Raw genomic sequence first — 25,534 nt, 5'->3', positions numbered from 1 at the left:
GTTCCGAAATGGATTACTTTATTTTTTGGACAAGCCGAAATGTTTCGCAATAACTTCAGAGATATTTTTAACGAGTAAGTCTTCATTATCTAGCAATTTCTTACTTTCATCATAACTATCATGGAATATGTGTTCCACAAGCAGTGCGCACGCTGCTTTATTATCGCGAAGCTCACCATAATAATTTTTCATGTTCTTATTCACTTGGTTGACATTATTTGTAATGTTACCCGTATAATAATCTCTAAAGCGTACACCGCGGTTTGGAACATCTAATGTTTTAGAAATGACTTCACCTAATTCCTTGGCAAAATCATAATAATCTAGGCTTTGATAAGAGAGATAAATCTCTACACCGCGACCACCGCCAGCGTTGGTATGCCATGAATAGTATAATTTAGAGCCTGCGCCATAATCTGAACGCGTCTGTAAGCTCCAATCAATGTCGCCCATTTTCGTACGAATTTCGCTGAAGCTTCCTTGATAATGCGCCGTTAAATACGCGACCATCTTGTCAGTCATCTTTTTATTTTGGTCGCCCTCATTGAAGAGGACGCCTCCACGGTTGTGTGCAGGTCCTGGTCCATGACCAGCCGAGAAGTGAATGACATCTCCTATGAGTCGTTCACCACTTGGCGCAAATTCCATAATTGTTCCGTCAACATTGACGCGACCTGTCTGCATCACACCTGATTCATCAAGATAATATTGTTTGCCATTAGCAAGTGTAATGAGGCCTTTTTTCATTAAACTATTTTCGATATAGTACCATTTACCTTTATAGCTGAGCCACCCATTGTAGCCAAGACCCTCTTCATCGAAATAATACCAATCTTTAATCCAATAATTCCAACCGACCTTTGCAGCGCCTGATGTCTCATCGAAGTACATCCAGTTATCGCCACGTTCAAGCCAGCCTTTTGTCATAATGCCAGTGCTTTTTAGATGGTAGAGCTTCTGGCCGATTTTTTTGAAGCCGGTCTGCATAATTCCATCTTCAATATAATACCACTCATCTTTATGAGAGAGCCAACCTGTACGAGCAAGCCCATCACGGTTGAAATAGTACCACTTGTTGCCCGATCGCATCCAACCTGTTTCAGCGCTTCCGTCGGTATTAAGATACATCAATGCACCGCGTACTTTCTCCCAACCAATGGCCATAATACCTGAATCATAAAGATAATACACTTTTCCATCATCTTCAATAAGACCTGTCTCCATTAGACCATCTGTAAGATAGTACCAATTATCATTATATTTAAGCCAACCATTGCGCCCGGTTCCACTTGGATTAAAGTAATACCATTTTTGATCTAATTTCTTCCAACCTGTAACCATATGGCCACTTTCGTCCAAATAAAACATGCGACCATTATCTTGAACCCAGCCACGCATCATTAAGCCGCGGTCTATATAATACCATGCATTGCTTGCTTTTGCCCAGCCACTATAGCCAAGACCATCTTCATCAAAGAAATACCAATCTGATTTCCATGCCATCCAACCTGTTTCGGCACTTCCATCCGCATTGAAATACATCCACGTTCCGTCAATTTCTTCCCAACCTGTAACCATCATGCCAGACGCATTAAGATAGTAGGTATCTCCATCTACTTTGATAAGACCCACTTGCATCATGCCGCTTTTGATATAATACCAGTGACCACCTGACTTGATCCAGCCTGTTTTGCCAGAGCCTCCTGGATTGAAATAGTACCATTGATTGCCATCTTTAACCCAGCCCGTCTGCATAATGCCTTCACTATTGAAATAATAATGATCGCCATTAATAGCATAGACTCCGCCTGTTAATTTATGACCTTCATCATAGTAGACCCATGTATTATTTTCTTTTTCCCAACCTGTCATTTCAGCAGCTGCTACTTTTTGATTTGAATATACAAAAAATAAAGCAACTGTCAGGCATAATATTGCCACGATTTTCTTAATCGACTTCATAATTTTCTCCCGTCTAAACAATTGTTTTACTTACCTTTATTTTTTATTTTTATATTATACCAACTTCATAAAAATAACGGTAGATTTTTTTGCCCACAAGAAAAGAAAAACCAATCACGTCCCCAGCTTCATCCAGCAGCGGACTCATATTCGTCAGCTCACTTTCTAAAACATGAAAATGCTGGGCGATTTTTTTTAAAATAGGAGAACGTGTATCTTGTTGATAGGTCGGGTCAAATTGACGCAATTCTTCAATAGAATCGAATTCATGAATTACCCCATCAGGATATTTTCTAATTTTCATTTTCAATACATCGGTATGTTCTAAATAAATATCTTCCCAATATTTTTCTTTTGTTGCTTCTTCAGGATATGCTTCTTCCAAAAAGGCAACATATTGCTTGCTAAAATGCTCATCGAAAAAGACATGCCCATAAAATACCCAATGCGCATTTCCACCAATTGTAACTTGCACAATATTGCCTTTCTCATCGAGTGTCGGGCACCATTCATCCGTTGCCGCCGAATGATAGACGGTTGCATAGTAGCTTCCATCTACTTCTTTTTCAAAAGGATTCTCGCTAAAATAATTATCTGATGAACAAATATATGTATTCTTCAGGGCGTGGCGAACAGCATAGAGTGATGAATGATTATTTCTCGTAGCATAAGCTTCATTTTTCACTAATTGCACGTTGAATTTCGCTTTTAAATATTCAAAATCTTCACTCTTATAACCTGTTACCACAATAATCTCATCAATTCCAGCAGCACGTAACTGGCGGATTTGACGTTCGATTAATACCTCGCCGCGTACTTCAATGAGTGCTTTAGGTTTCTCATAAGAAAGTGGCGCAAATCGACTTGATTTACCTGCCGCCATAATAATGGCATTGTCTACAATAAAATGCATCTTTCGATATCTCCTTTACTCTACCACTCAATGGCTGCCATTAATGAGCCGCCAACAACAGCTGCACCTAGGATCACCGTCTTAACGTCAATGGTGCCGCCGAAGAATATACTGAATAGTACTGCCCATGCCACATAAGTAATATTCAATGCAACTGCCTTAGATAGACCAATCTTATAAATGGCACGATAATAAAGCAAATAAGAAGCTGTACCAAAAAGTGCCGCTAATATAATAATCCAAGAAGCAGCAGACAACACTGCTCCTTTAACAATAGGAAAACCATGAATCAGCGGAATAATCACTCCAGCATAGACAATAGCCGAGCTCAGCTGACGAATTTGAAGGGCATGTTCATCCTTAATCTCTTCTTCACGCATGCCATAAGAAACGATGACCCCTTCCAAGCTCCAGCCTAAACAAGCAAGCATTGCAAAAAATAATCCAAGCAGATGATTACTACCTGTTGCAGTATCTGAGCCAAGATTTAGCAATACGACACTTCCTAGACAAATGATAAGACCGATGATACGATTTCTCGACATTTTTTCTTTTAAAAAGACATAAGAGAAAAAGACGGACAAAGCAGGATAAATTGATGAAATAATCGCCGTTAATGAGGGACCAAGATACTTAATCGATAACACGTAGCCACTCATGCCGACAGGCCCGCCGAGCAATGAACCGATCACGATCGCACGTCCACTTGATGTTTTTAAAGCACGGAGGATAGGTTGCCACTGCTTGCGAATAGATGTATAAATAATCATCCAAATGCTTGAAAAAAAGTCATGCAAAAATGTGCTAATAAGCGATGCAATAAGTGGGGATCCTAAGCCCATACGTTCGAGGAATAGCCCAATCAAGAGCGTATCCAATCCCCACAATATTCCTGAAAATAATCCGCTGGTCATAGTACTTTTTTCTCCTCTTTTAGAATTTTGTAATAATCTTTCGCATAGCGATACTGAGCAATTGAATAATCGCCAAAATCGATTCCGAATTTGCGCTTATATTCACACCAGTTACTCCATAATAAGCCAGCTGCTGCAATATAAGCATAAATAAGCGTTCTTTTTTCTTCGGGAGTTTCCCCTTCATAATAAATATCAATCACGCGATCTGTTTCTTGACGATCTAGCATCGAATAAATTGCAAACATTGCAATGTCAACCGCTGGGTCATGCATTGCAGCATATTCCCAATCAATAAGACGTACATGTTCTTTTCCGTCCGCATCGGAATAGATGAGGAAATTATCTGCATTAGCATCAATATGGGACAAGATTTTCTCGCCTGCATGGTGATCAATATAATGTTTTATTTCATAAATTTTGGCTTTTGTTTTTTCATAATCAGGATAAGCACTTGGCTGCCCCTCCCAGAGGTCCTCGTAAAATTCTAGCAGCTCAAAAATATCAAATGTATGATCGACTTTTAATGCTAATTGATGGAATTGGCGTAATTTCCCCATGCAAAGCGCTATTTGTTTTGGATCATGCGGATCGCAGACGTGGGAATCTTCCATAAAAGCAGTAATCTTATATCCACTTTCGGGCTGAATATACAATACCTCATCACAAATGCCTTGATGATTGATTTTCTCATAGACAGCTGCTTCTTCAAAGCGATTAATTAATTGATTGGATCCTTCGCCTGGCATCCGCATAATGTAACGTTTTCCATCAACTGTAAATAAGAAAGAACGGTTCGTCATACCCGCTTTCATGGTTGTAACGTCTTTAACTTCTTGTGGCGAAACATTGAACACTTCCGCAATTTTCAAAACAGCCTGTGTTTCTAGCGACTGTGAACGATCATCCGCTGCGCGCAAATCTTCATAAGTATTAATCTCTAGCACATGGTCATTAGGTGCTATATGTGCATATATGTCAAATGCTGTCTGCTCAAATAAAATCTCTTCCCAAAAAGAATGCGCAAAATCATTATCTTTTGTCGCAGCATGGATGGCATGGGCAAGCTGTTTGAATTCTTCTTTTGGGAAGTAAGCGACACCCGTTAAATAGTTACCTTCCTCTGTCAAAGTCGTTTCGATAATCTTTTGATTGTTTGCTACTTTAAATAAACTGCGCCCTTTGGCATCTGTTACAAGATACCATGCATAAAGTGCTTCTTGTAAGAAAGGATTGTCAGCCAACCAGACATCACATGGCACAACGAATGTATTCTTCATGTGGCTCATACCAGTTGCAAGTGAGTCAATATTGTTCTTATCTTTGTATTTTGTATTGACAAGTAATTTGACAGGATATTTATCCATAAGATATTCATATTTTTCTTTTTGAAAACCGACCACAATTTTAATATCACTGACTTGTGCTGCCAACAGTTGCTCAATTAATCGTTCAATCAAGCGTTGTCCTTTTACTTCAACTAAGCCTTTAGGAATTTCGTGGTTAATTGGGAGCATCCGTACCCCGAACCCCGCTGCCAAAATAATCGCCTGTTTCTCTTTAAGTGAACTGAGTGTGTCCTCAGCTTTTTGGGTCAAGGTTTGTTGCTTTAGATAATCCGCTGCACGCAACTGCTTGAGACCTTTATTAATGGCACCTAAGGAATGCCCTGTACGTTTGGCAATGTCGCGCTGATTTGTATAGCCATGTTTTTTTAGATTTATTAATAAATTGGAAGTTATAATGTTCACGATCATTCTCCTTTGGTTGTTCAGAATAATTATTTTTTTTATTTTCGTGAACATTGTACCAACTTTCATTCTCCCTTGCAATATTATTTTGTTATTTTTATATAAAAAAGGCGGCGCGCCTTCTTCATTCAACACATGAACGAAGAAGGCACCCCGCCTCTTTTAGCAATTAGTGTTCATTTGCAAATTTAACAATTTCTTTTCTAAGTTCTGGTTCAGGCATCTTAAGCAATTTCGCTGCGAAGTCCATGACCGTTTCCAATGGCACATGAGTTACGTTCCCAATAAATATCTTCTCAAAAACTTGATTGGAAACTTGTTCAGTGTTAGTCAACATTTCTTCATACAATTTCTCGCCTGGGCGAATTCCTGATTCGACAATTTCAACTTTTCCTTGTTTGCCACTGAGGGAGATCATTTTCTTCGCCAAGTCATAAATGCGTACGCGCTCGCCCATATCTAGCACGAAGATCTCGCCACCACGCGCCAACGCTCCCGCTTGAATCACTAGACGACTCGCTTCAGGAATGGTCATAAAGTAGCGGGTCATCCGGAAATCAGTAACGGTTACTGGGCCGCCATTTGCAATCTGACGTTTAAATAATGGCACAACGCTCCCGCTTGAGCCAAGAACGTTCCCAAAACGAACAGCTGAAAAAGTTGTCTCACATGTTTCATCATTAAGGCTCGTTACAATCATCTCTGCCATACGCTTCGTAGCTCCCATAACATTTGTCGGGTTAACGGCCTTATCTGTCGAAATCATGACGAATGATTTCACGCCATTAGCTTTTGCCGCTTCAGCCACATTTTTCGTACCGTAGACATTATTTTTAACGGCTTCACGTGGATTATATTCCATTAAAGGAACATGTTTATGGGCTGCTGCATGGTAGACGACAGAGGGTTGATAGCGTTCCATTACTTCAAACATACGCTCCCGATCTTTAATATCGCCAATAATAGGCACCAAATCAACGCGGTCAGCGTAACGATGTTTGAGCATTTCTTGATGAATCGTATAAATGGCAAACTCATCTTGACCTAAAAGTAAGATTCTTTTTGGAATGAATTCCATGATTTGACGTGTAATCTCAGAGCCGATCGAACCGCCCGCACCCGTTACAAGAATGGTCTGATTAATAATCTTATCTGAAATTTGTTTCGTGTCTAATTTGACTTCGGAACGTCCAAGCAAGTCCATGACGCCAATTTCTTTCATTTCATTGACTTCATAATTTCCAGAAATAACATTCTCAACGGACGGCATCTGGTTGACTTTCACATTGGCTGCACCTGTATGCTCTAAGACGCGTTCCAGATCTTTTTTCGCAAGCGATGGAATTGCAACGGTTACCTGATCCACGTTATATTGCTTGATAATCTTGTCAATATCTTCAAATGTTCCAAGTACTTCAACGCCGAAGACTTTCGTATGCAATTTGTCTACATTTTCATCGACAATACCAATAATATCCATCTCTGGTTCATTTTTCATATGTCGAATGAAGAGTGAGCCTCCCTCTCCAGCACCGACAACTAACGTCTTAATGGGATGAACGTGTGTATTAGCAAAGCGGCGTTCGCGGTCCATATGTTCGACAATCAAGCGCCAAATGATACGCAAACCTGGAAGAACCATGGCAGCAATCAAATAAGTCAGTGCAGTAAAACGCAAGCTATTAATCTCATAACGCATATAATAGATGGTCGATGAGATTAAAAAGGTCAGCGTGACTGCCAAAAAATGTGACAATGTTTCTTTAACGCTCGTGTAGCGATTAATTTTCTGATAGACCTTGAACAAGTTGGCCACTAGCAAATAGATCGCAATATTGCTCAAAATGTGGAAAAACATGCTTCTTTGATTCAACCAAATCATCGGGCTCAGAAATAAATAAGAAAGATAGCCAGACGTTAAAAGAATAAAGCTGTCCACTATCATCCATATGATTTTTTTCGTTAAACGACTCATGCGAATTCTCTTTTCTGTTAATGTTTTATATATTTTTTGTATAGGATATTTTGATTATAGCACAAAAATGAATGGCATGTTTATCGAAGATGTTGTTTATGCATAGATGTTGGCCGCAAGAAGTAGACATTAACTAGCACTTAGCACATGATTTAGGGCTTTATTACGTCTACCACTTAAAAAAGTTTGCCACTTTTAAATTTTTCGCTTAGTAATGGAAGTTTCATTAATTTTTAAGTATAATAGGAGCTAACTTTAAAGAAAGTAATAGGTATATGTCATGACAGACCAATTCTCCTTACGTGAAGTACAACATATCGAACTGCAAATATTAAAGAAAGTAACCGAAATTTGTGACCGCCATGCTATCGACTACTGGATAGACTGCGGGACACTTTTAGGGGCCGTTCGTCATAAAGGATTCATTCCTTGGGATGATGATATGGATATCGCAATGCTGCGGGATGACTATGAACGTTTTGTCAAAGTCGCACCCGCTGAATTAGGCGATGAATTCTTCCTTCAGACACGAAAAACAGATCCGAATTATCCTTTCACCTTTGATAAAGTACGCAAAAATAATACGACCTTTGTCGAGTGGGCCACGCGCGGACTGGACATGCACCATGGTATCTATATTGATATCTTCGTCTACGACAAATTGCCTGAATATGGGACGGATCGTTATCTTGATGAATGTCTAGCATTGGATCGCAAAACGATTCGCAAATATGTTCCGACCGTCGATAAAGCACCTGCTTTTACAAAAGATTACCTCATCGGACTCTTGAAGAAAAAATTGGCATACATTTATTATATGTTCAAATCGTCTGAAGCGCTCGACCGTGAGCTGCTGGAGCTATTCACAAAATATCGCAACGTGTCCTATGACAACATAAAATATACGTGCTTAAGTTTTCGTGAGAAAGATATTTTTTATCATCATGATATCTTTCCTACGCAGCCGATTGAATTCGAGGGATTCACCTTCAAAGCACCGAACAATCCAGATAAATATTTGAAAGTCTTTTATAATGACTACATGCAAATTCCTGCAGAAGAAGACCGCGCTGGGCATGTGCCTGCGCAAGTGAATACACACCGTGGCTATGATGCAAAAAAAGACGCCTTTTTTAAGACGCCTAAATTCTAGTCCGCATAACTATCAAAAAAAGCGCCGTTACCCATGCATAGCCGGGTAACGTGCGCTTTTAATTTATTCACTTATTATCTCATTTTGGCAACTTCTGTCTGGATTGTCTCAATGATGAAATCCACTTCTTCATCTGTTAATAATGTATGAAGCGGCAAAGTAATTTCATTGATATATTGTTGATAAGCATTTGGATAGTCTGCCATTTCAAAACCTAAATCATGGTAAGCTGTCAACAGCGGTAATGGCTTGTAATGAACATTTGTAGCGATACCTTTTTCGGCTACACGCTTGATTAATTCATTTCGCTCTTCCAGCGTGAAATCTTTCACGCGTAGCAAATATAAATGACCGCTCGAGGCTGCATTTTCAGCCTTATGAACTGGCGTAATAAAGTCTTCTCCCGCAAATCCAGCATTATATTTTGCAATAATTTCATGGCGTCTGGCAATAAGTGCTGGGTAACGTTTTAGCTGTTCACGTCCCAATGCAGCATGAATATCTGTCAAATTCGCTTTGAAATAAGGGGCTACAATATCATATTCCCATGCTCCTGCTTTATTTTTCGATAAAGCATCTTTTGTCTGACCATGTAAGATCAAACGCATAAAATGATTATATATCTCTTCATCATCTACGCCTGGGATGGATTGCCACGTTACTGCACCGCCTTCTGCCGTTGTCAAGTTCTTAACGGCATGGAAAGAAAAGCAACTGAAATCCGCATATGCACCCGCCATTTTGCCATTGCGCTGAGCACCAAGAGAGTGGGCACTATCACTTAAAATGACGACACGATCAAAATGTTCTTGCAACGTGCCCGCTTTTGGATGATATAAGTCTTTTTTGGACTCGGCCACTTCAAAAATCTTATCATAATCACACATCACACCTGCAATATCAACAGGAATGATTGCTTTTGTCTTATCCGTTATTGCTGCCTCAAGGGCATCATAATCCATCTCGAGAGAATCTGGTGTCGTATCGACTAGAACAATCTTCGCACCCACATGGGCAATCACGCTAGCACTTGCCGTATAAGTATATGCCGATGTAATGACTTCATCTCCTGGTCCAATGTCCAACAGACGTAAGGTCATTTCCATCGCTGCTGTTGCAGAGTTCATCGTTGCCACACGTGCAGTCTTACAAAACTGTGCCAACTTCACTTCGAAATCTTTCGTTACTGGACCTGTTGTTAACCAGCCTGATTTCAAAACATCTACTACTGCATCAATTTCCGCTTGTGTAATATCTGGCGGTGAAAAGGGTATATTCATTTTTTTCGACATATTTGTCTCTCCTTTATTCCTTCAATCTCTATCTTCATCCACTATTAAACGATGCCCTGTGCTAACATTGCTTCAGCAACGCGTTCAAAGGCTGCTAAATTCGCTCCGACATTCAAATCATACGGTAGTTGATAAGCTTCACACACTTCAACACATGTCTGATGGATATTCTTCATCAAAATCTCCAGTTGCGCATAGACTTGCGCCTCAGCTGTCGGAATAAATGATGCATTTTGTGCCATTTCATAAACTGAACATGCCACACCACCTGCATTGGCTGCTTTAAATGGGGCAATCATTTTACCTGCTACTTTGAGAATATGAGTCGCTTCACGCGTTAAAGGCATATTAGAACCTTCAACAATATATTGCCCGCGACTTTTTGCGATCGCTTCAGCTTCTATTTGACCAATTTCATTTTGCGTGGCACATGGCATATAAATATCACCTGACACATGCCAAGGTTGTTCATTCGGATAAAATGTTGCGGATGGGAATTTCTCAACAAAATCAGCAAGTGTCTTGTCGCCGTAACGAATTTCACGCATGAAATCTACTTTTTCACCGCTTATACCCTCTGGATCATGAATAAATCCTTCAAGACCAGAAATGGTGATCACTTTAGCGCCTAATTCATTTAATTTTTTAGCGGCGCCCCATGCTACATTACCATATCCAGAGAGGACAACTTCTTTAGCTGTCAGATCATCCTGATGGTAGGCTAACATTTCACGAGCAAAAAAGACGACACCATAACCAGTGGCTTCTTCACGACCAACAAGTCCGCCATCTACTGGCGACTTCCCAGTCAATGTGCCTTCAACGCGATTTGTTAATTTTTTGTATTGACCATACATATAACCAATTTCACGCTTGCCAACGCCAATATCACCTGCTGGAACATCTGTAACTGGTCCAATATGGCGATACAATTCATTCATAAAACTTTGACAAAAACGCATGATTTCCATATCGGATTTTCCGATAGGATCGAAATCGGCACCGCCTTTTGCGCCCCCAATCGGCAGACCAGTCAACGCATTTTTAAAAGTTTGCTCAAAAGCTAAAAATTTCACTTCATCAACACTCACTTCAGGCGAAAAACGCAGTCCCCCTTTATAAGGACCAATCGCACTGTTGAATTGACAACGGTAGCCCGTATTCACATGTGTAACTCCTTCATCATCAACCCAAGGCACGCGAAAGCTAATGATGCGTTCTGGTTCAACTAAAAGAGGGAGAACATATGAATCAACCAAATCTGGACGTTTCTTTAGAATAGGTTCGACCGACTCTAGTACTTCTTCTACTGCTTGGGCAAATAGACTTGCTTCACCATTTTTTTCTTTTACATTTGCAATTACAACATCCACTATACTTCCCATGGTCATCTTCCTATTTAATAATTTTCAAATCTTTTCCTTTATGGAAGTCTTCTACAATTTGGGCAATTTGATAGGAGACTTGCGGATCAATAAAGGTATTCCCCTGATGATATGTAATCTCATTCACAAAAGCGACAAGCTCATAACGGATGCCTTCACCTTCTAATTGGTAGAAATAGCGTTTGTTCTGATTTTGGTTTTCAAAGCGTAACTCAAAATAATCCGTCTTCCACCACGGTGCAGGCACATAGATGTACCCTTGCGTTCCAGTGATGCGCAGGTCCCCTTCTGATTTGATCCCTTTTCCGACTTTCATCTGTGCAACGGCATTCGGATAGATAAAGTTCAGTTGGGTGAATGCATCAAAGCGCTGTGCTTCATTTAAGAATTGAGTAACCATCGTCTTATCACAGTACTCCGTTCCAATCATCTGGAAGATCGGCAACAAAGCGGTCGGTCCCCATGCCGTCATACTGTTCCATTTTTCGGAAAAATCACTCACATCCCGATAATCTTTCCAGCTGGTGCATGTCACATCAATCGATTTGATATCTCCGATTTTACCACTTTTTGCTAAAAGAAGTAAACGAGAATAAGCTGTCGAATAAGCTGTCTTAATCGCTTCCATCAAGACGAGTTTCTTTTCTTTTGCTAAGTTGAACAATTCTTTCGTCTGCTCAAGTTTTAACGTAATTGGTGATTCAACTAAGACATGCTTGCCCGCTTCAAGCGCTTGTTTTACATCGCGATAATGATGCGATGGATGCGAAATAATATAAACTGCATCGCTTGCTTCTAGTAGCTCTTCATATGCATTGAAATAGGGTAAAGTAGACATTTTATCTTCATGATAAGCTGATTGATCGGCACCATAAATGCCGCTCACTTCGATGCCATTTACCGCAAGACTTTCTTCGAAATATTTTTTTAAGATGCCAAGCTCTACACCGCCGACCAATCCAAGGTTGAGTGCTGATTTACTCGAACGCAATTCTGAGCTAGAAATGCCTTGCGTACGATCTAAATAAACGACTTCACAATAATCTTTCAAATAGTCGAAATAACCTTCCCAGTCAGAGCCTACTGTGAATATATCAATTCCCAGACGCTGAATATCATTAATCTTTTGGCCTTCATATTCTTCGATGATAATCTCATCTGCAAGACCTGTTTTGCGAACGGCTTCTACGCGCTCCATTAGTGGCTGTTCTACGTTAATTTTTCCGCGCATCGCATCGAACCCGTCAGATGTCACACCAACGACTAAATAATCGCCCAACGCTTTGGCTCTTTCCAACAAACGGATATGCCCATAGTGCAATAAATCATAAGTCCCGTAGGTAATGACTTTTTTCACAATACATCCTCCTAATTAAATCAATCCACGTTTTTTTAAATCGTTAAATGCTGCGATTAAGGTATCATTATCTGCTGGTGTCAAATTGCCAATATGTCCCACGCGGAATATTTTCTCTGCATATTCCCCACCATTAGGACAGACCCAAATATGGTATTCATCTTTTAGAATTTGGAAGAGATCTGTCGCTTTAATAGTTGTGGGCATCAAGGGAGTTACCGCATTAGGTAAGCTTCCAGATACAACCTCAAATGGAAGCCCTTTTATCTTGCTGCGGAAATCTTCTGCTTGATGTGCCACTCGCTCAATCTCAGCTTCTACACCGCCCGCTTTTTCAATATCTAGCAAGCGTTGATGAATTTGAAGTAAAATCCCAACAGCTGGTGTAAAAGGTGTCTGGCCACGTGCTCCATTATCGAGTGCAGATTGCAAATTAAAATATAAACTCTTCACTTCATGAGCATAGATACGGTCAACCGCCCGCTTAGAAAGGACCATAATCGATACTCCTGGAGGGCAAGCAAGTGCTTTTTGTGAACCTGTCAGCAAGACGTCAATGTGAGCATCCGCCATATGAATTGGATCGCACAAAAATGAGCTGATTGCATCGACAACGAAAATTAAATCATTTTTCTGACAGAAAGCACTTAGCAAATCCAAATCATAAAGAATTCCCATAGAAGTCTCGTCCACATTGACTAGCAAGCCGGTGTAACGGCTATCCCCATCAAAAGGCGCTAGATCTTCGCTTGTCACACCTTTACCAAAAGCAGGAACAATTTCTGTATAAGGAATGTCATGAATTTGACAAATCTCAACAAAACGGTGCCCGAAACTGCCACCATTAATTACTAGCAAATGGTCATCTTTCGTAAAAACATTCATTACACTTGCTTCCATAGATGCACTTCCTGAGCCAGTAATGAATAATGCACGCGCATCATCGGCAGCTTTAGCGAATTTCTTCATTAATCGCTCATTCTCAAGCATCACTTCAGAAAATTCTGGCGTTCTAAAGTAAGGCACATCTTGCGCCCCGATCGCTCGTACGCTCTCGGTTGAGTGCACGGGTCCGACTGTAAAATTCAACATTGCGGTTCCTCCTCTATTAATGCATCAGACGTGTTAGTTTTTTTGTATTCGTCTTATTATAAATCATTGGAATTAAAGTTAACAAATGTAATAGTGCAATATTGTAATACATTGGAGAATAGCTTGCTTCTACAATCCCACGCACGACAAAAGAAACAGAAGAGACAATAAAAGCAAATTCAAAGTATGTAATATTTCCACGTAAAAATATTTTGAATCCTTCAACAAAGCGCATCACCGTATAAATTAAAAAGAATGCTCCACAGATGATGCCTCCATCATATGCCATTTGAATCCAAATATTGTGCGCATGAATTGGGATTTTGTGCTTGCGTTTGTAGTCACGATCCAGTTCCCGCTGACCTAACAATTTCAAACGGCCCAAATAATCTTGCCAAATTTTCAAACGGCCACTTAATACACGGTCGGTCGATTCTTGCTCTTCTTCAAATCGTCCAAGAAAATTTCTATTCTTCGCATCTTCTTGCGTAACGACCGACTCATAAAATAGTGGTAACTTTCTACGGTTTAACGTACGAACCGTTTCAAAATAAGGATTATGTGGTGGGGCAAATTCATTAAAATAAGTAACCCCCTCATTTTTCATTTCAATAGCTGAAATCGTGCCTAATGAAATAAATAGAATAACAATTAATTCACCGCAGCGGCGCAATAATTTCTCTTTGCTCCACTCTCTAAAGGATAACATGACACTTGCAATGGTCAATGCCACAAAAGTAATAATGATAGTTCGCGTTTCTGCTAACAAGACAAATCCAAATGATACCCCAATTATCATATATAAAAATAAATTGAGCGTTCGATTGGCATTCCGATATTTCAAAATAACTGCACATGTTGCAAAAAATAATGCAAGTGCACCGATCACATTAGGGTTAAAAGATAGTGCAGGATAACGTGCCCCAACATAAGGCATCCAAAAAAAGGATAAGACATAATAAATAGCGGCCAGCACCACATTCATATATAAGTAGCGATTAAAGAGCTTGTCATAGTTTTTGAATTGGCGGCTTTGCATATAAATTGGTACGACAATAAGTGCCACAATAATGACAAATTTCACGCGGCCAAAACCAGCAGTGAATAAGGAAATTCCCCAAAATAAAATATAGCCAATAAGCGGGAGTATTAATTTCTTATTGATCTGCTGGGGAAGATTATGGTAGTGTTCGACTTTCTCGCGAAATATCGGAAGAAACATTAGCAACAATCCGACTGAAAAAGTACCCTCCCATAAAAAGCCTTGCATTGCCCCTAAAAGTGGAATGCCTTCCGTAAATAACCACAAAAAACTCATATTGTTAAAAATCAGTTGAATGGACAAAATAAACGTTCCAATGAACGAAAGTATTGTAACCGTTCTTTCCGAAAGAACCAGACTGAGGTCGTGGTATAACTGATTCAACCGATAATAAAATTCATTTATAAAAGCCAATAACATGAGCGCCTCCTATTTTTTGAATGGCCCACCAATATATTTGGCGGCATATTCTAATGTTGTTTTGAATTCTTGGCTACGGTAGGTTCCCGCAATCCAAATCAGTGGGAAAATCACAAGAACAACCAAAAATCGCAAAGCAAAAGATGCCAAGCCATAAGCTGGGCTAATCGTACAACTTACCCAGTATGATGTTACGACACCGAGAAATGTCACACCAAATAAATAGACAACTTTTGCAAAAAAATGTCTCAATGATTCATCAAATTCATTCTTGATGACCACTGCTGCTTCCCATGGAAAATAGACAAAGAAAAAGACAAAAATTGTTGGCACAAGCACCCCAATAATACTCTGCGTTGTTTTGACCATCCAGATGCTTCCAACTAAGTTGATAATCATCCCAACATATGGCTTAAGCCAGTCAATATTCCAAAGTCCTCCCGCATTGCGATATGTCATCATCATAATACGGAACATCCATGAATAGAAATAAAGTACGACAAAATAAACAATAAAATCATTCAAGATATATTCTGGACCTGCCCATGCATAGATGAAAGGCTGATACAGACTAAGCATAAAGGCTGCCGAAACTCCGACAAGTCCCATCCATACATAATTCATCAATAAGAAGAAATGATAATTATCTTCTTTGGAATCTGTAATCAATTTATTCCCGATAGCAGACAGGCTCCCACCAGTGAATACTTGGATCAGACCATTGACTGCCACGAGAATATAATTGTAGTTACTATAAATAGAGACTGTAATCAACCCTAAGTAGCTCGAAATAATAATGCTGTCTACACTCACTAAAAAAGTGTTCCCTACATTGTGTCCAAAAAGGGTCGCAACTTTTTGATAGACCGTCTCTTTTTGTTCGGCCGTCAGATCTCCTTCACATGTAATATGCGGATACATTTTTTTTGATTCGATCAGATAGCCGACACTATTAACCGCCACCATAATCGGTAGCAAAATGGCATAGATATAGTAATCTTTAAATATAGCAAGCACTGCCGCTTGCAATGTATATTGGATAATATAGCGCACTGTCTGAATTTTTAGTATGACATCATCGCGCTGATGTGCCGTAAATAGCGCCGTATTATAGGAGAATAGAATATAATCGAACACAACTTCCATTAAGAAAATGAAAAATAGCAACTGTAAGTTGAGATCGCTAGGAACATCTCCTTTGACAAGCACATTAAGAAATGGAATGAGTGCCACGCCCATTGTCAAAATGATGAATCCTACTGTACGGTGAACTTTTTTAAAGTAGTTCAACATTGCCGATAATGCTTGGCTATCATTATCGGCCACCGCTTGATACATCATATAAACTAATGATGAGCTAAATCCTAAGTTCGTCAAGTTCAGGACAGTCAATATCGACGTAAATAGCCCATTCAGCCCATTGTATTGAATCCCTAACTCGCGGATGATAATAGTTTTAATGACAAAAGGGCCGATCAGGGTAACAATGCGATAAATGATCCCCCACAGGCTATTCCTTATGGTGTTTTTTGTTCGATTCATTACACTCTTCCTTTAACTCAAATGCAGAAGGATACGGAAATTTCTCATGTAGCACGCGCTGCATTTCTTTTTCTTTTTGTTCAAAATCAAAATCTCCTGGATCATCATTAATACAGACCGTTAGATTATGTTCATCTGCCAGCATCGCTTCAATCTCTTCAATAGTAACTTTTCCAATATTGACATATTTTGAATCGACCGCTTTCGGCTCGAACTTGCCACTTGCCAGTTGCCAGTAGCGGATTAGATATTGATTGACATCTTCCTTGCTGCGGAATTTGTTGCGACAGGTGCGGTCGAGAATGTCTGGATATTCCTCCCACAACTCTTCCAGCGTACTCTTCAAATAGCTATGTGCCGTATGAAAATTGCGAAATCCTGTAAACCCAGGCCAGACACTTAGATAGAGGTTGTATAATAAATATTTACCATATTTAATATTGAACCACTTGCCAAGGTTGTTTTTTAGCATTTCTTTTTTAGAGAAATGCTCGCTCACCATGCCTAGCATATTAAGCATAATATAAGGCATAAAGTTCTCTGTCCCATCATTTTTGATGATGCCAAATACTGCCGAGTCACAAGGTAGTCCATTTTTGAAGAAGTCTTCATCAGTCGCTGGATTCGCCAAATAAATATCATCATTAAAGTAGATGAATTGCTCAGACAAGTCTGGGATACGGTGTAAGTTCAGCTCTAGCGTATGTGAGCTGAATGTCGGTAAATATTCTTCAGAAATAAAGTCTTCATGTTTGACAATATGCAACTTTGGATGGTTGACATTCAACCACTCCGGAATATGTCCAAAGGTCACAAAATGAATGGTACGCACCCAAGGGGCATTCCATTCTATTGCACGAAACCAGTAGCGGAAGCAATCCCACGTCCGATAACGCGCCTCATCCGCATCCATCATGCTCGTTGGTTGGTACTGCTGCAAACATTGTCGCCACTGCGGATCATCGCCGTCCACCCAAGGGATGACAATGTCAATGGGTCCTTTCATTTTTTACACTCCTTATGATTTGTAAATATCAATTCCACGTTCTAAATCTTCTTTCACATTAACACTGAATCCGACAGAGAAATGCTTCTCGCGGTCTTCTACTGGCGGAATTTGCATATAATCGCCATATTGATTTTTTAAATATTCATGCGGGTTGTGTGGCATCTGAATCATCATATCTTCAAACTTCGCCTCACTTGTTGGATAATACACATCTTTTGGCATCACATGACCAAAATAATGCCCAATATCAGTCGGTACCGCCCACAAGTTGGAGTCCGCTGGCCCTTGAACGAAGCGATCAAAAAGATTCGCCCACGTTTCATAATGTGCAAATGAAAAGATAAATCCAACAAAGCAGCGCAGACGATAATTAAAGCGTCCTGCTGGTGTCTGGTAGAAGAAGTCTTTTTTCTCGGGGCTTCTAAATGTATAAAATAATGATGACACTGCAATAAATTGCAAAATAATCGCAATGCTTCCTTTGATCGCCCGCATAACCTTATTCTCAGGGACGGCATCGATCGCAAAAATATCGATATGAATGCCCTTTGGAAAAGGTGTATTAAAGGCACTGAAAGTTGCTTTTAAAGTATTCTTTTTATAGATAGCTGTAATTAAGCTCTCAATAGGATATTTTGAATTAGGGGACGTCATTTCATACTCTTGTCCAAGTGTTTCTTCGAAGATTTCCACAAACTTCTGCAAATCTTTACGTGGCATAAGGATATCAATATCGTCATCCCATGGAATAAAACCTTGGTGACGAATAGCACCTAGTGCCGTTCCACCTGCTGCCATATATGTAATGTTATGCATCTTGCAGACATGATCGATATCTTTCAATATTCCCAAAAAGCATGCTTGTAGTTGCTTCAATTCCGCATCTGTCAATTCATGAACGATATCAGTTGGCGGATTTTGTTGCAAAACTTTTCGTGTATATAGTGCATTTTTAATTCGCTTGATCATGTTTTCCCTCTTTTACTGCATAATATTTCCCGCGGTAAGCTGGGTATGGTGTGTGCATATCATAAAAATAAATATCGTGGCGTAAAACGCGCTCCTCTTCTGGTGGCAGCTGCATATAATCGCCATAAGACATTGTAAGCCACGCATCATAATCACGCGGCACGGGCATCTGTTCACCTTCAAATGTTACATATGCTGGTTGTTCGATCCAGTCTTTTGGAAAAGTCTGTTTCATAATGGTCGGTCCTTCAATAATTGATGCAACATGACCATTTGAATGGCGCCCTGCTTTAATCATCTGATCTTCGCAATATTTCCAAATCGCATAGCGTGCCTGAAAAGATGGTACGAGTTTCAAAGCAATCTTAGTCATCTCATAGATGAGTTTACTTTTATGGTTTGGCAGACGCTGGAAATTATAGCATGCAAAAAGCATTGCATGAATTTTTTGGTACAGCTGCATAAAGCGCGAAGCAGGGACATCATCAAGTGGAATGATATCAATCATCAATCCCTGATTCATATCCAAATCCTTGCTATGATCATTGATAAATGTTGTGTAATTATCACGCACTTCTGTCGCTGCATGGTGAATATTCAGTTGATCATTTGAACGCAAGATGGTATATCTGTCCGTATCGGCATACTTATTCCATAATGGAATAAGCTTCTCATAGTCCTCACGCAACATAAAAACATCCAAGTCATCATCCCAAGGAATAATGCCCCCACTACGAATAGCACCCAAGCAAGTTCCGCCAGCCAGCACAAAGCGTAAATCATGTGCTTGACAGAAATCGCTAAAATAAAGCAAGATTCCCAGTAGCTTCTCTTGAATGTCTTTAATCCCATATTTATTTTCGTGATCCATTTTCTCACCTAATCGTTTTTTCGTCTTTTTTATTATTTTAAGTGCAACATCATTTTGTTGATGGACACTTACATTCTATTCATTTTATCACACTTTTAGCATTTTAGGCTATTCATTATATTTTTTAGCCTTTTTTGCAGGGGATACTATGAGTCTTCATTGATTTTTGGCAATTTTTTTGATAGCATGAGGAAATAACGCGCGCCCTTTTTTGGCCGTATAGTAAAGGATTATGCAATATGTTAACTTCGTGGAATGCTTTGCCAAAAGCCATGCAAAATGACAATGTACGTCCCTATTACCAAGCACTTAAAAAGAAACGCTTCGCCCTCTTCATTAAAAGAATAGGCGATATCTTATTGTCACTGCTGCTATTAGTACTTCTTTCACCACTTTTTTTAATTATTAGTCTTATGATTAAATATGATTCTAAAGGGCCCATCTTCTATCGCCAAACACGTATCACGCGCGATGGCAAACCCTTTAAAATCTTCAAATTCCGGACAATGGTTACAGATGCTGACAAAAAAGGTAGTCTTGTAACGACCGATCACGATACACGCATTACACATGTCGGCCACAAAATTCGCGACTATCGCCTCGATGAAATTCCACAACTTTTGAATATCTTGCGCGGTGAGATGACTTTTGTTGGCACACGCCCAGAAGTCCCCAAATATGTCGACAGCTACACTGACGAGATGCTTGCAACGCTTCTGCTACCTGCAGGCGTTACTTCTATCGCCAGCATCTATTATAAAGATGAAAATAAATTGATTGCACAAGCATCTGACGTGGACCGCGTCTATATCGAAGATATATTACCTCAAAAAATGAAATATAATTTACACTCCTTATTAGATTTCGGGTTAATGTCCGATTTGCGCATTATGTTCTTGACCATTTTTCATGTTGTGCGCTAACGCTTAGCAGATGTTATTCACTGAATGGGCTTGCCGCCTATTTTAAGTGGCCTATCGTACTATATCATGCATCAGAAAGTAGGGAAGAAATGTCTATATTAATCACAGGTGGAGCTGGGTATATCGGTTCACATACAGCCATTAAACTCTTAGAGGCTGGTTATGATATTGTGATCATTGATGATTTTTCCAATTCACATCCCATCGTCTTAGATCGCATTCGTGAAATTACTGGAAAAGATTTTACCTTTTATGAATTTAACTTGTGTAATGCACAAAAAATTGAACAGGTCTTCGCAAAAGAATCGATCGAGGCCGTCATTCATTTTGCTGGATTTAAGGCAGTGGGAGAATCTGTCAAACAACCTATCACCTACTATCAAAATAATTTAATCGCCGTCTTGAATGTGCTACATGCCATGCATCAATTCCACGTCAACCGGATTATTTTTAGCTCAAGCGCCACTGTTTACGGTTATGATAACCCCGTACCATTTACTGAAGAAATGCCTATTTCAGCAACCAACCCCTATGGTTATTCCAAAGTATTTACAGAAATTATGCTCGCAGATATTGCTAAAGCATCCCCTGATTTTTGTGCCGTCAGCCTCCGCTATTTCAATCCAGTTGGAGCACATGCCTCTGGAAAAATTGGAGAATCACCTGTCGGTACACCGAACAATCTTATGCCTTATATCTCACAAGTTGCCGCTGGAAAACTTGACCATCTCGCCATATTCGGCAATGATTATGACACCATTGACGGGACAGGCGTACGCGATTACATTCACGTGGTCGACTTAGCACGTGGTCATCTGAATGCACTGAATTATACATTGCAACATACTGGAAATATCGCCATTAACTTAGGTACTGGCCAAGGCTATTCCGTACTTGAGATGGTTCATGCTTTTGAAAAAGCAAACCACGTAACTATCCCCTACACCATTCAGCCGCGACGTGCTGGCGATATTGCCACTGGCTATGCAGACCCAACTAAAGCAAAACAACTTCTCCACTGGGAAGCTACCCATACATTGGAAGAAATGTGCGCCAGTGCATGGCATTGGCAAAAAAATAATCCCAACGGTTATAGCGAAAATCATACCAACTAACTACCGCCACTTGACAACTTACTGCTTATCTGTCATAATGATAAACGCTTATGGGATCTTAGCTCAGTAGGGAGAGCGCCAGCTCGACAAGCTGGAGGTCGCTGGTTCGAGCCCAGTAGGTCCCATGATATGAAAACCCTTATGGTTATCATAGGATGCGATGAGCCGCAAATGAAGAGCCGCCTGACGGTTCTTTTTTTATGCACAAAAACAAGACGCTAAAGTTAAGCGTCTTGTGGTCATCATATATGATATTTATTCTTTAAACGGTATGATATGCCTCTATTTTTAGTTGCTCATTATGGATTCCCTCTGAAGTTATAAATTCTAAAGTGGGACAGTCCATTAATATTTTGCTTATTTTTCATAATTGCCTTAAATAAGTGGCTGCATCGTCCATAATATTCATTTGCATTAGAGCATTTGCTACCATGATATGGGACCGACAATTCATCTGAAATAAAAGCTATTCATACTACTGCAAGATATAATACATTTCATGCCAGACTTCATTCCCCCATGTTGACTGGGCAAGTCCTTTATCATGAAATCCCATATTTTTGTACATATTCACTTTATCATCGAGGCATGTTAATGTGAGTGTTTTTCTTTCATTATTCTTTGCTCGCACCTTATATTCTTCTACTAATCTTCTTGCAAGACCATTTCCTCGATATTTCGGAAGAACTGCCAATCCTAAAAGCATCACATGCTCTCCTTGATGGTCATGTAAGGTACTATCTGTAAAGAATTCATCTCGAAAAGCCGTCTCAGCAGTGGCGATACCATTTAAAAAGCCAGCAATCTCTCCTGTCTCACAATGCTCTGCTACTAGACACATCTGTGGTGCAGCTTTTATTGTCGCTTTCACATCATCTGGTTGACACGCTTCATGCGGTGGAAAACAGGCCGCTTCAATGGCACTAATGGCCTGCCATTCAAAGCGTTCAATATTTCTCAAGTTGAAAGTGTCAGTTGTATTGCTCATAAAAATCCTCCATATTCTTACTCCAAATGTGCTAGAACTTTTATATTCAAAGTTCTAGCACATTTGTTTTTGTCATTATTTATTATAGCACATTCCCAGCTTTCCCCTCTATTCCTTCTTAAGATTTGTGCTACCTTTAGCGTTAGAGGCTACTCCACTATAACTTTTGCATTTGTTTCTACTATTATATAAGATGCCTTTTCCTCTATAAAAAAGCAGCCGCAATATGCGGCTGCTTTATAGTTGCATTTTTTAAATATATTCTTTTTCAACATATTCGGATTGTGTCGTCATCAACATGGTTTCATACATCAGATGAAATTCCATAATGTCACCCAATTTATATTCGCGGTCACTATCTGTAACATCAATGATTGTATGGTCACTGCTGCCACCGATAACATCAATTTTTTCATCAAGTGGGCGTAAATGGCCGTAGTCTCCAATGTCTTGTTTGCCAACAGCAATCAGTGCACGCTTACGAATTCCTTTATCTTCATACTCTACTTTATCTCCAAAAGCGTTGACAGCAATTTCACCGATAGGATGACTTGGTTTGTCTCGCAACTCGACAATTTCAGCTTGCAAGGTAAGTGCTTCTTTTTCTAATGTTTCAAAATTGAAGCATTCATCTAAATCATTAATATATAAACCATCACCGATACGTAATTGTGTAATTCCTTCAGGCGTTTCCCCACGACCTACAAGTGGATAGCTAGTCGAAGCACCTCCTGAAACCACTTCAATTTTTCGTCCAATGGTTTCACTTACTAGATCTGCTAATGCAATCAATTCATTCATTTTTTCGACCGTTGGCATGATCGATCCATAACAGCCAAGGTTCGTTCCAATACCGAGTAAGTTCAAAGAGGTGAGATCTTCCTCTACTTCTTTCACAACTTCCAACAGCTCTTTCTGATCGTAGATGCCTTCACGTAAATCGCCAAGTTCGCACATAATGATCACATCATGTGTGATACCTTTTGCTTTACATACAGCATCAATTTTTTCAAGGACTTCAAGTTCAGAATTCAAGCTGATGTCGGCACTTTCAACTAATTCTTCAATTTCGCTAAGCATTGGAATGCGCAAGGCATAGGTTTTGATATGTGGGTTCATTTCTTTTGCTTTGCGCAATTGACTAAGACGCGAAGAGGCAATCGTTTTTGCACCAGCTTCCATTACAACTTCCATAATGCCAGGTAGTCCATTTACCCCTTTGACGACTGCTACCACCTCAACGCCGGATTTTTCACATGTATCAATAATATTTTTAATATTATCTCGCATGGTTTGACGATCAATCACTAACTTCGGATAACTCATATCATCTCATCCCTTTTCTATTTTACATTGTTGCAAGATCTATTGTTCCATTTAAGATTAATACCAGACTAATAATCGCTAAAGCAACAATTCCCAGAGCTATTGCTTTTTCGTAACCGACTAAGAATGCGCGATTGTTTTCTTTTCTTGCAATGTAATAAATAATCATACATGGCGCAAATAATAGTGCCGTAATGATGATATAATTCCATCCCGTTGAATACATGAGATAAGCCATGGCAATCGTTGAAATAATTCCCATCCAAGCATTTATTCCAAATTTGCCTTCAATTTCTTGTGATTGTTTTACCATTGTTAAGCTAACAAAGAAATATGGAACAAGCATTGTACTAGAAGCAAAAAGAGCCATGACATTATATATGGATTCATTAATCAAAATGGTAATAAAGAATGCTTGTTGAATTAAAGTCGAAACAAGCAGTGCATTGGATGGTTGATGATTTTTATTTTCTTTTGCAAAAAATTGTGGAACAACACGATGTTCTGCTGCAACATCCAATACTTCTCCAGTGAACATTACACAACCAAACCAGCAACCCGCTGCGGAAAGGAAGATTGCAAAATTCATCAATACTGCACCCCAACGCCCAACAACAGCTTCAAGAATTCCTCCAAGTGCTGGAACGTCCATACCAGAGATATCCATTTGGCTAAGTGCACCAAACGATAGTAATGTAATTAAAATGTAAGTGACACAGATCACAATATAAGAAACAACGATTGCTTTAGCAGCATCTGCTTTCTTTTTGGCGCGAGCAGAATAAATAAGGGCACCTTCTACCCCAACATATACCCAAATTGTCGCAGCCATCGCGGTACCGATTTGTCCGCTTGGAGAAGCTGGAAGGCCATCACCTGCAAAGGCATTCGTCCACAAATCATTAGTAAATAAATCTGTCTTGAAAGCTAGTGCCATTGCCACAATAAAGACTAAAATTGGTACCATTTTAGCAATCCAAATGAGTGTATTAACTGCCGAAGCCGTTTCTGCACCACTTGTACAAATAAAATGAAAGACCCATAACATAATAGAAGCTAAAATTAAAGCAGGCACCGTATTCCCACCGCGAAGTGCTGGGAAGAAATAGCCAAGTGAACTTACAGACAATACACCAAGGGAGACATTCCCAACAACAATTGACAGCCAATATCCCGTTGCAGATAAAAATCCAATAAATTGGCCAAATCCTTTTTCAGGGAAGCTGAAAATTCCAGCATCTAAATGAGGATAGTTGTCTTGTAAATATTTCAAACAATAAACAAAGACTGCAAAAGCAATACTTGCAATAATAAGTGCGATAAGCGCAGGACCAGCAGCAACTTGTCCAGCTAAGTCTTTAGGCAAGTTGAAGACACCTGCTCCCACAACAGTCGTAACAGTTAGCGCCACTAAACCTAACAAACTAACGCCCTGTTGTTTTGCATCGCCTTGTGTACGTGATGCACTATCTTGGGACATAATAATTCCTCCTTATTCTATGTAGGGTATCTTAAGTGTAACGCTCAATTATAAA

The 25,534-nt window shown here is 39.6% G+C and carries 20 protein-coding genes and 1 tRNA gene; 4 read left to right on the top strand and 17 right to left on the bottom strand.

Going from position 1 to position 25,534, the window contains the following annotated elements; all coding sequences use genetic code 11:
• Positions 1-18: 18 nt before the first annotated feature.
• The 5 genes from C231_RS08210 to C231_RS0102915 form a co-directional block, all read right to left on the bottom strand.
• Positions 19-1,962: an N-acetylmuramoyl-L-alanine amidase gene (locus tag C231_RS08210; protein WP_018659164.1), complete on the bottom strand. Its 1,944-nt coding sequence runs from the start codon at positions 1,960-1,962 to the stop codon at positions 19-21.
• Between the two features lie 49 nt (positions 1,963-2,011).
• A complete protein-coding gene (locus C231_RS0102930) occupies positions 2,012-2,875 on the bottom strand; it encodes an NTP transferase domain-containing protein (RefSeq protein ID WP_018659163.1) in 864 nt (287 codons plus the stop codon).
• 20 nt (positions 2,876-2,895) lie between these two features.
• Positions 2,896-3,789 (bottom strand): DMT family transporter, encoded by an 894-nt coding sequence (locus tag C231_RS07685; RefSeq protein ID WP_018659162.1) that lies wholly within the window; start codon positions 3,787-3,789, stop codon positions 2,896-2,898.
• Positions 3,786-5,540 carry an NTP transferase domain-containing protein gene (locus C231_RS0102920; protein WP_018659161.1) on the bottom strand — a complete coding sequence of 585 codons (1,755 nt, stop codon included), beginning with the start codon at positions 5,538-5,540 and terminating at the stop codon, positions 3,786-3,788. Before C231_RS0102920 ends, C231_RS07685 begins: the two co-directional genes overlap by 4 nt.
• Positions 5,541-5,709: 169 nt before the next feature.
• The gene (locus tag C231_RS0102915) at positions 5,710-7,515 is read right to left on the bottom strand and encodes a polysaccharide biosynthesis protein (RefSeq protein WP_018659160.1); all 1,806 of its coding nucleotides are present in this window, start codon (positions 7,513-7,515) and stop codon (positions 5,710-5,712) included.
• Between the two features lie 280 nt (positions 7,516-7,795).
• Between C231_RS0102915 and C231_RS08205 the strand changes: the two genes are divergently transcribed.
• Positions 7,796-8,668, top strand: a complete 873-nt coding sequence (locus C231_RS08205) for a LicD family protein (protein WP_018659159.1) — start codon at positions 7,796-7,798, stop codon at positions 8,666-8,668.
• A gap of 74 nt (positions 8,669-8,742) precedes the next feature.
• On the opposite strand, the gene C231_RS0102905 is transcribed toward C231_RS08205, so the two are convergent.
• The 9 genes from C231_RS0102905 to C231_RS0102865 are packed head-to-tail and all read right to left on the bottom strand — an operon-like array spanning position 8,743 to position 19,647.
• On the bottom strand, positions 8,743-9,960 hold the full coding sequence (locus C231_RS0102905; RefSeq protein ID WP_018659158.1) for a DegT/DnrJ/EryC1/StrS family aminotransferase: 1,218 nt from the start codon (positions 9,958-9,960) through the stop codon (positions 8,743-8,745).
• A gap of 44 nt (positions 9,961-10,004) precedes the next feature.
• Positions 10,005-11,351, bottom strand: coding sequence for an NADP-specific glutamate dehydrogenase (gene gdhA, locus C231_RS0102900; RefSeq protein WP_211214229.1), 1,347 nt, complete (start codon positions 11,349-11,351; stop codon positions 10,005-10,007).
• A 4-nt stretch (positions 11,352-11,355) separates the two neighbouring features.
• Entirely contained in the window at positions 11,356-12,702 is a 1,347-nt protein-coding gene (locus C231_RS0102895; RefSeq protein WP_018659156.1) for a Gfo/Idh/MocA family oxidoreductase, read from the bottom strand.
• Positions 12,703-12,717: 15 nt separating this feature from the next.
• Positions 12,718-13,794, bottom strand: coding sequence for a pyridoxal-phosphate-dependent aminotransferase family protein (locus tag C231_RS0102890; protein WP_018659155.1), 1,077 nt, complete (start codon positions 13,792-13,794; stop codon positions 12,718-12,720).
• Positions 13,795-13,810: 16 nt separating this feature from the next.
• The gene (locus C231_RS0102885) at positions 13,811-15,256 is read right to left on the bottom strand and encodes an O-antigen ligase family protein (protein WP_018659154.1); all 1,446 of its coding nucleotides are present in this window, start codon (positions 15,254-15,256) and stop codon (positions 13,811-13,813) included.
• Positions 15,257-15,265: 9 nt separating this feature from the next.
• A complete protein-coding gene (locus C231_RS0102880; RefSeq protein ID WP_018659153.1) occupies positions 15,266-16,798 on the bottom strand; it encodes a lipopolysaccharide biosynthesis protein in 1,533 nt (510 codons plus the stop codon).
• Positions 16,767-17,804: a stealth conserved region 3 domain-containing protein gene (locus C231_RS0102875; protein ID WP_018659152.1), complete on the bottom strand. Its 1,038-nt coding sequence runs from the start codon at positions 17,802-17,804 to the stop codon at positions 16,767-16,769. The genes C231_RS0102880 and C231_RS0102875 overlap by 32 nt, the downstream gene beginning before the upstream one ends.
• Before the next feature lie 12 nt (positions 17,805-17,816).
• On the bottom strand, positions 17,817-18,776 hold the full coding sequence (locus tag C231_RS0102870) for a LicD family protein (protein ID WP_018659151.1): 960 nt from the start codon (positions 18,774-18,776) through the stop codon (positions 17,817-17,819).
• Positions 18,760-19,647 carry a LicD family protein gene (locus C231_RS0102865; protein ID WP_018659150.1) on the bottom strand — a complete coding sequence of 296 codons (888 nt, stop codon included), beginning with the start codon at positions 19,645-19,647 and terminating at the stop codon, positions 18,760-18,762. Before C231_RS0102865 ends, C231_RS0102870 begins: the two co-directional genes overlap by 17 nt.
• Positions 19,648-19,886: 239 nt before the next feature.
• Between C231_RS0102865 and C231_RS0102860 the strand changes: the two genes are divergently transcribed.
• The 3 genes from C231_RS0102860 to C231_RS0102850 all read left to right on the top strand — a co-directional run bounded on the left by C231_RS0102860 (position 19,887) and on the right by C231_RS0102850 (position 21,810).
• Entirely contained in the window at positions 19,887-20,570 is a 684-nt protein-coding gene (locus C231_RS0102860) for a sugar transferase (protein ID WP_018659149.1), read from the top strand.
• Positions 20,571-20,659: 89 nt separating this feature from the next.
• Positions 20,660-21,685 (top strand): UDP-glucose 4-epimerase GalE, encoded by a 1,026-nt coding sequence (gene galE / locus C231_RS0102855; RefSeq protein WP_018659148.1) that lies wholly within the window; start codon positions 20,660-20,662, stop codon positions 21,683-21,685.
• 52 nt (positions 21,686-21,737) lie between these two features.
• Positions 21,738-21,810 (top strand) — tRNA-Val (locus tag C231_RS0102850).
• 350 nt (positions 21,811-22,160) lie between these two features.
• Here C231_RS0102850 and C231_RS0102845 read toward each other — a convergent pair.
• The 3 genes from C231_RS0102845 to C231_RS0102835 form a co-directional block, all read right to left on the bottom strand.
• Positions 22,161-22,673 carry a GNAT family N-acetyltransferase gene (locus C231_RS0102845; protein WP_018659147.1) on the bottom strand — a complete coding sequence of 171 codons (513 nt, stop codon included), beginning with the start codon at positions 22,671-22,673 and terminating at the stop codon, positions 22,161-22,163.
• A gap of 252 nt (positions 22,674-22,925) precedes the next feature.
• The gene (locus C231_RS0102840; RefSeq protein WP_018659146.1) at positions 22,926-23,999 is read right to left on the bottom strand and encodes an alanine racemase; all 1,074 of its coding nucleotides are present in this window, start codon (positions 23,997-23,999) and stop codon (positions 22,926-22,928) included.
• A 22-nt stretch (positions 24,000-24,021) separates the two neighbouring features.
• Positions 24,022-25,479, bottom strand: a complete 1,458-nt coding sequence (locus tag C231_RS0102835; RefSeq protein WP_018659145.1) for an amino acid permease — start codon at positions 25,477-25,479, stop codon at positions 24,022-24,024.
• Positions 25,480-25,534 lie beyond the last annotated feature (55 nt).

Source organism: Allofustis seminis DSM 15817 (genome assembly GCF_000374325.1).
GTDB lineage: Bacteria > Bacillota > Bacilli > Lactobacillales > Carnobacteriaceae_A > Allofustis > Allofustis seminis.
The sequence above is the reverse complement of the archived record's forward strand: the minus strand, read 5'-3'. Positions and strand labels throughout refer to the sequence as shown.

Excerpts from the sequence above, each read along its gene's own strand:
- C231_RS08210 (WP_018659164.1), bottom strand. The coding sequence starts at position 1,962 with ATGAAGTCGATTAAGAAAATCGTGGCAATATTATGCCTGACAGTTGCT.
- C231_RS0102930 (WP_018659163.1), bottom strand. The coding sequence starts at position 2,875 with ATGCATTTTATTGTAGACAATGCCATTATTATGGCGGCAGGTAAATCA.
- C231_RS07685 (WP_018659162.1), bottom strand. The coding sequence starts at position 3,789 with ATGACCAGCGGATTATTTTCAGGAATATTGTGGGGATTGGATACGCTC.
- C231_RS0102915 (WP_018659160.1), bottom strand. The coding sequence starts at position 7,515 with ATGAGTCGTTTAACGAAAAAAATCATATGGATGATAGTGGACAGCTTT.
- C231_RS08205 (WP_018659159.1), top strand. The coding sequence starts at position 7,796 with ATGACAGACCAATTCTCCTTACGTGAAGTACAACATATCGAACTGCAA.
- C231_RS0102905 (WP_018659158.1), bottom strand. The coding sequence starts at position 9,960 with ATGTCGAAAAAAATGAATATACCCTTTTCACCGCCAGATATTACACAA.
- gdhA (WP_211214229.1), bottom strand. The coding sequence starts at position 11,351 with ATGACCATGGGAAGTATAGTGGATGTTGTAATTGCAAATGTAAAAGAA.
- C231_RS0102890 (WP_018659155.1), bottom strand. The coding sequence starts at position 13,794 with ATGTTGAATTTTACAGTCGGACCCGTGCACTCAACCGAGAGCGTACGA.
- C231_RS0102885 (WP_018659154.1), bottom strand. The coding sequence starts at position 15,256 with ATGTTATTGGCTTTTATAAATGAATTTTATTATCGGTTGAATCAGTTA.
- C231_RS0102880 (WP_018659153.1), bottom strand. The coding sequence starts at position 16,798 with ATGAATCGAACAAAAAACACCATAAGGAATAGCCTGTGGGGGATCATT.
- C231_RS0102875 (WP_018659152.1), bottom strand. The coding sequence starts at position 17,804 with ATGAAAGGACCCATTGACATTGTCATCCCTTGGGTGGACGGCGATGAT.
- C231_RS0102870 (WP_018659151.1), bottom strand. The coding sequence starts at position 18,776 with ATGATCAAGCGAATTAAAAATGCACTATATACACGAAAAGTTTTGCAA.
- C231_RS0102865 (WP_018659150.1), bottom strand. The coding sequence starts at position 19,647 with ATGGATCACGAAAATAAATATGGGATTAAAGACATTCAAGAGAAGCTA.
- C231_RS0102860 (WP_018659149.1), top strand. The coding sequence starts at position 19,887 with ATGTTAACTTCGTGGAATGCTTTGCCAAAAGCCATGCAAAATGACAAT.
- galE (WP_018659148.1), top strand. The coding sequence starts at position 20,660 with ATGTCTATATTAATCACAGGTGGAGCTGGGTATATCGGTTCACATACA.
- C231_RS0102845 (WP_018659147.1), bottom strand. The coding sequence starts at position 22,673 with ATGAGCAATACAACTGACACTTTCAACTTGAGAAATATTGAACGCTTT.
- C231_RS0102840 (WP_018659146.1), bottom strand. The coding sequence starts at position 23,999 with ATGAGTTATCCGAAGTTAGTGATTGATCGTCAAACCATGCGAGATAAT.
- C231_RS0102835 (WP_018659145.1), bottom strand. The coding sequence starts at position 25,479 with ATGTCCCAAGATAGTGCATCACGTACACAAGGCGATGCAAAACAACAG.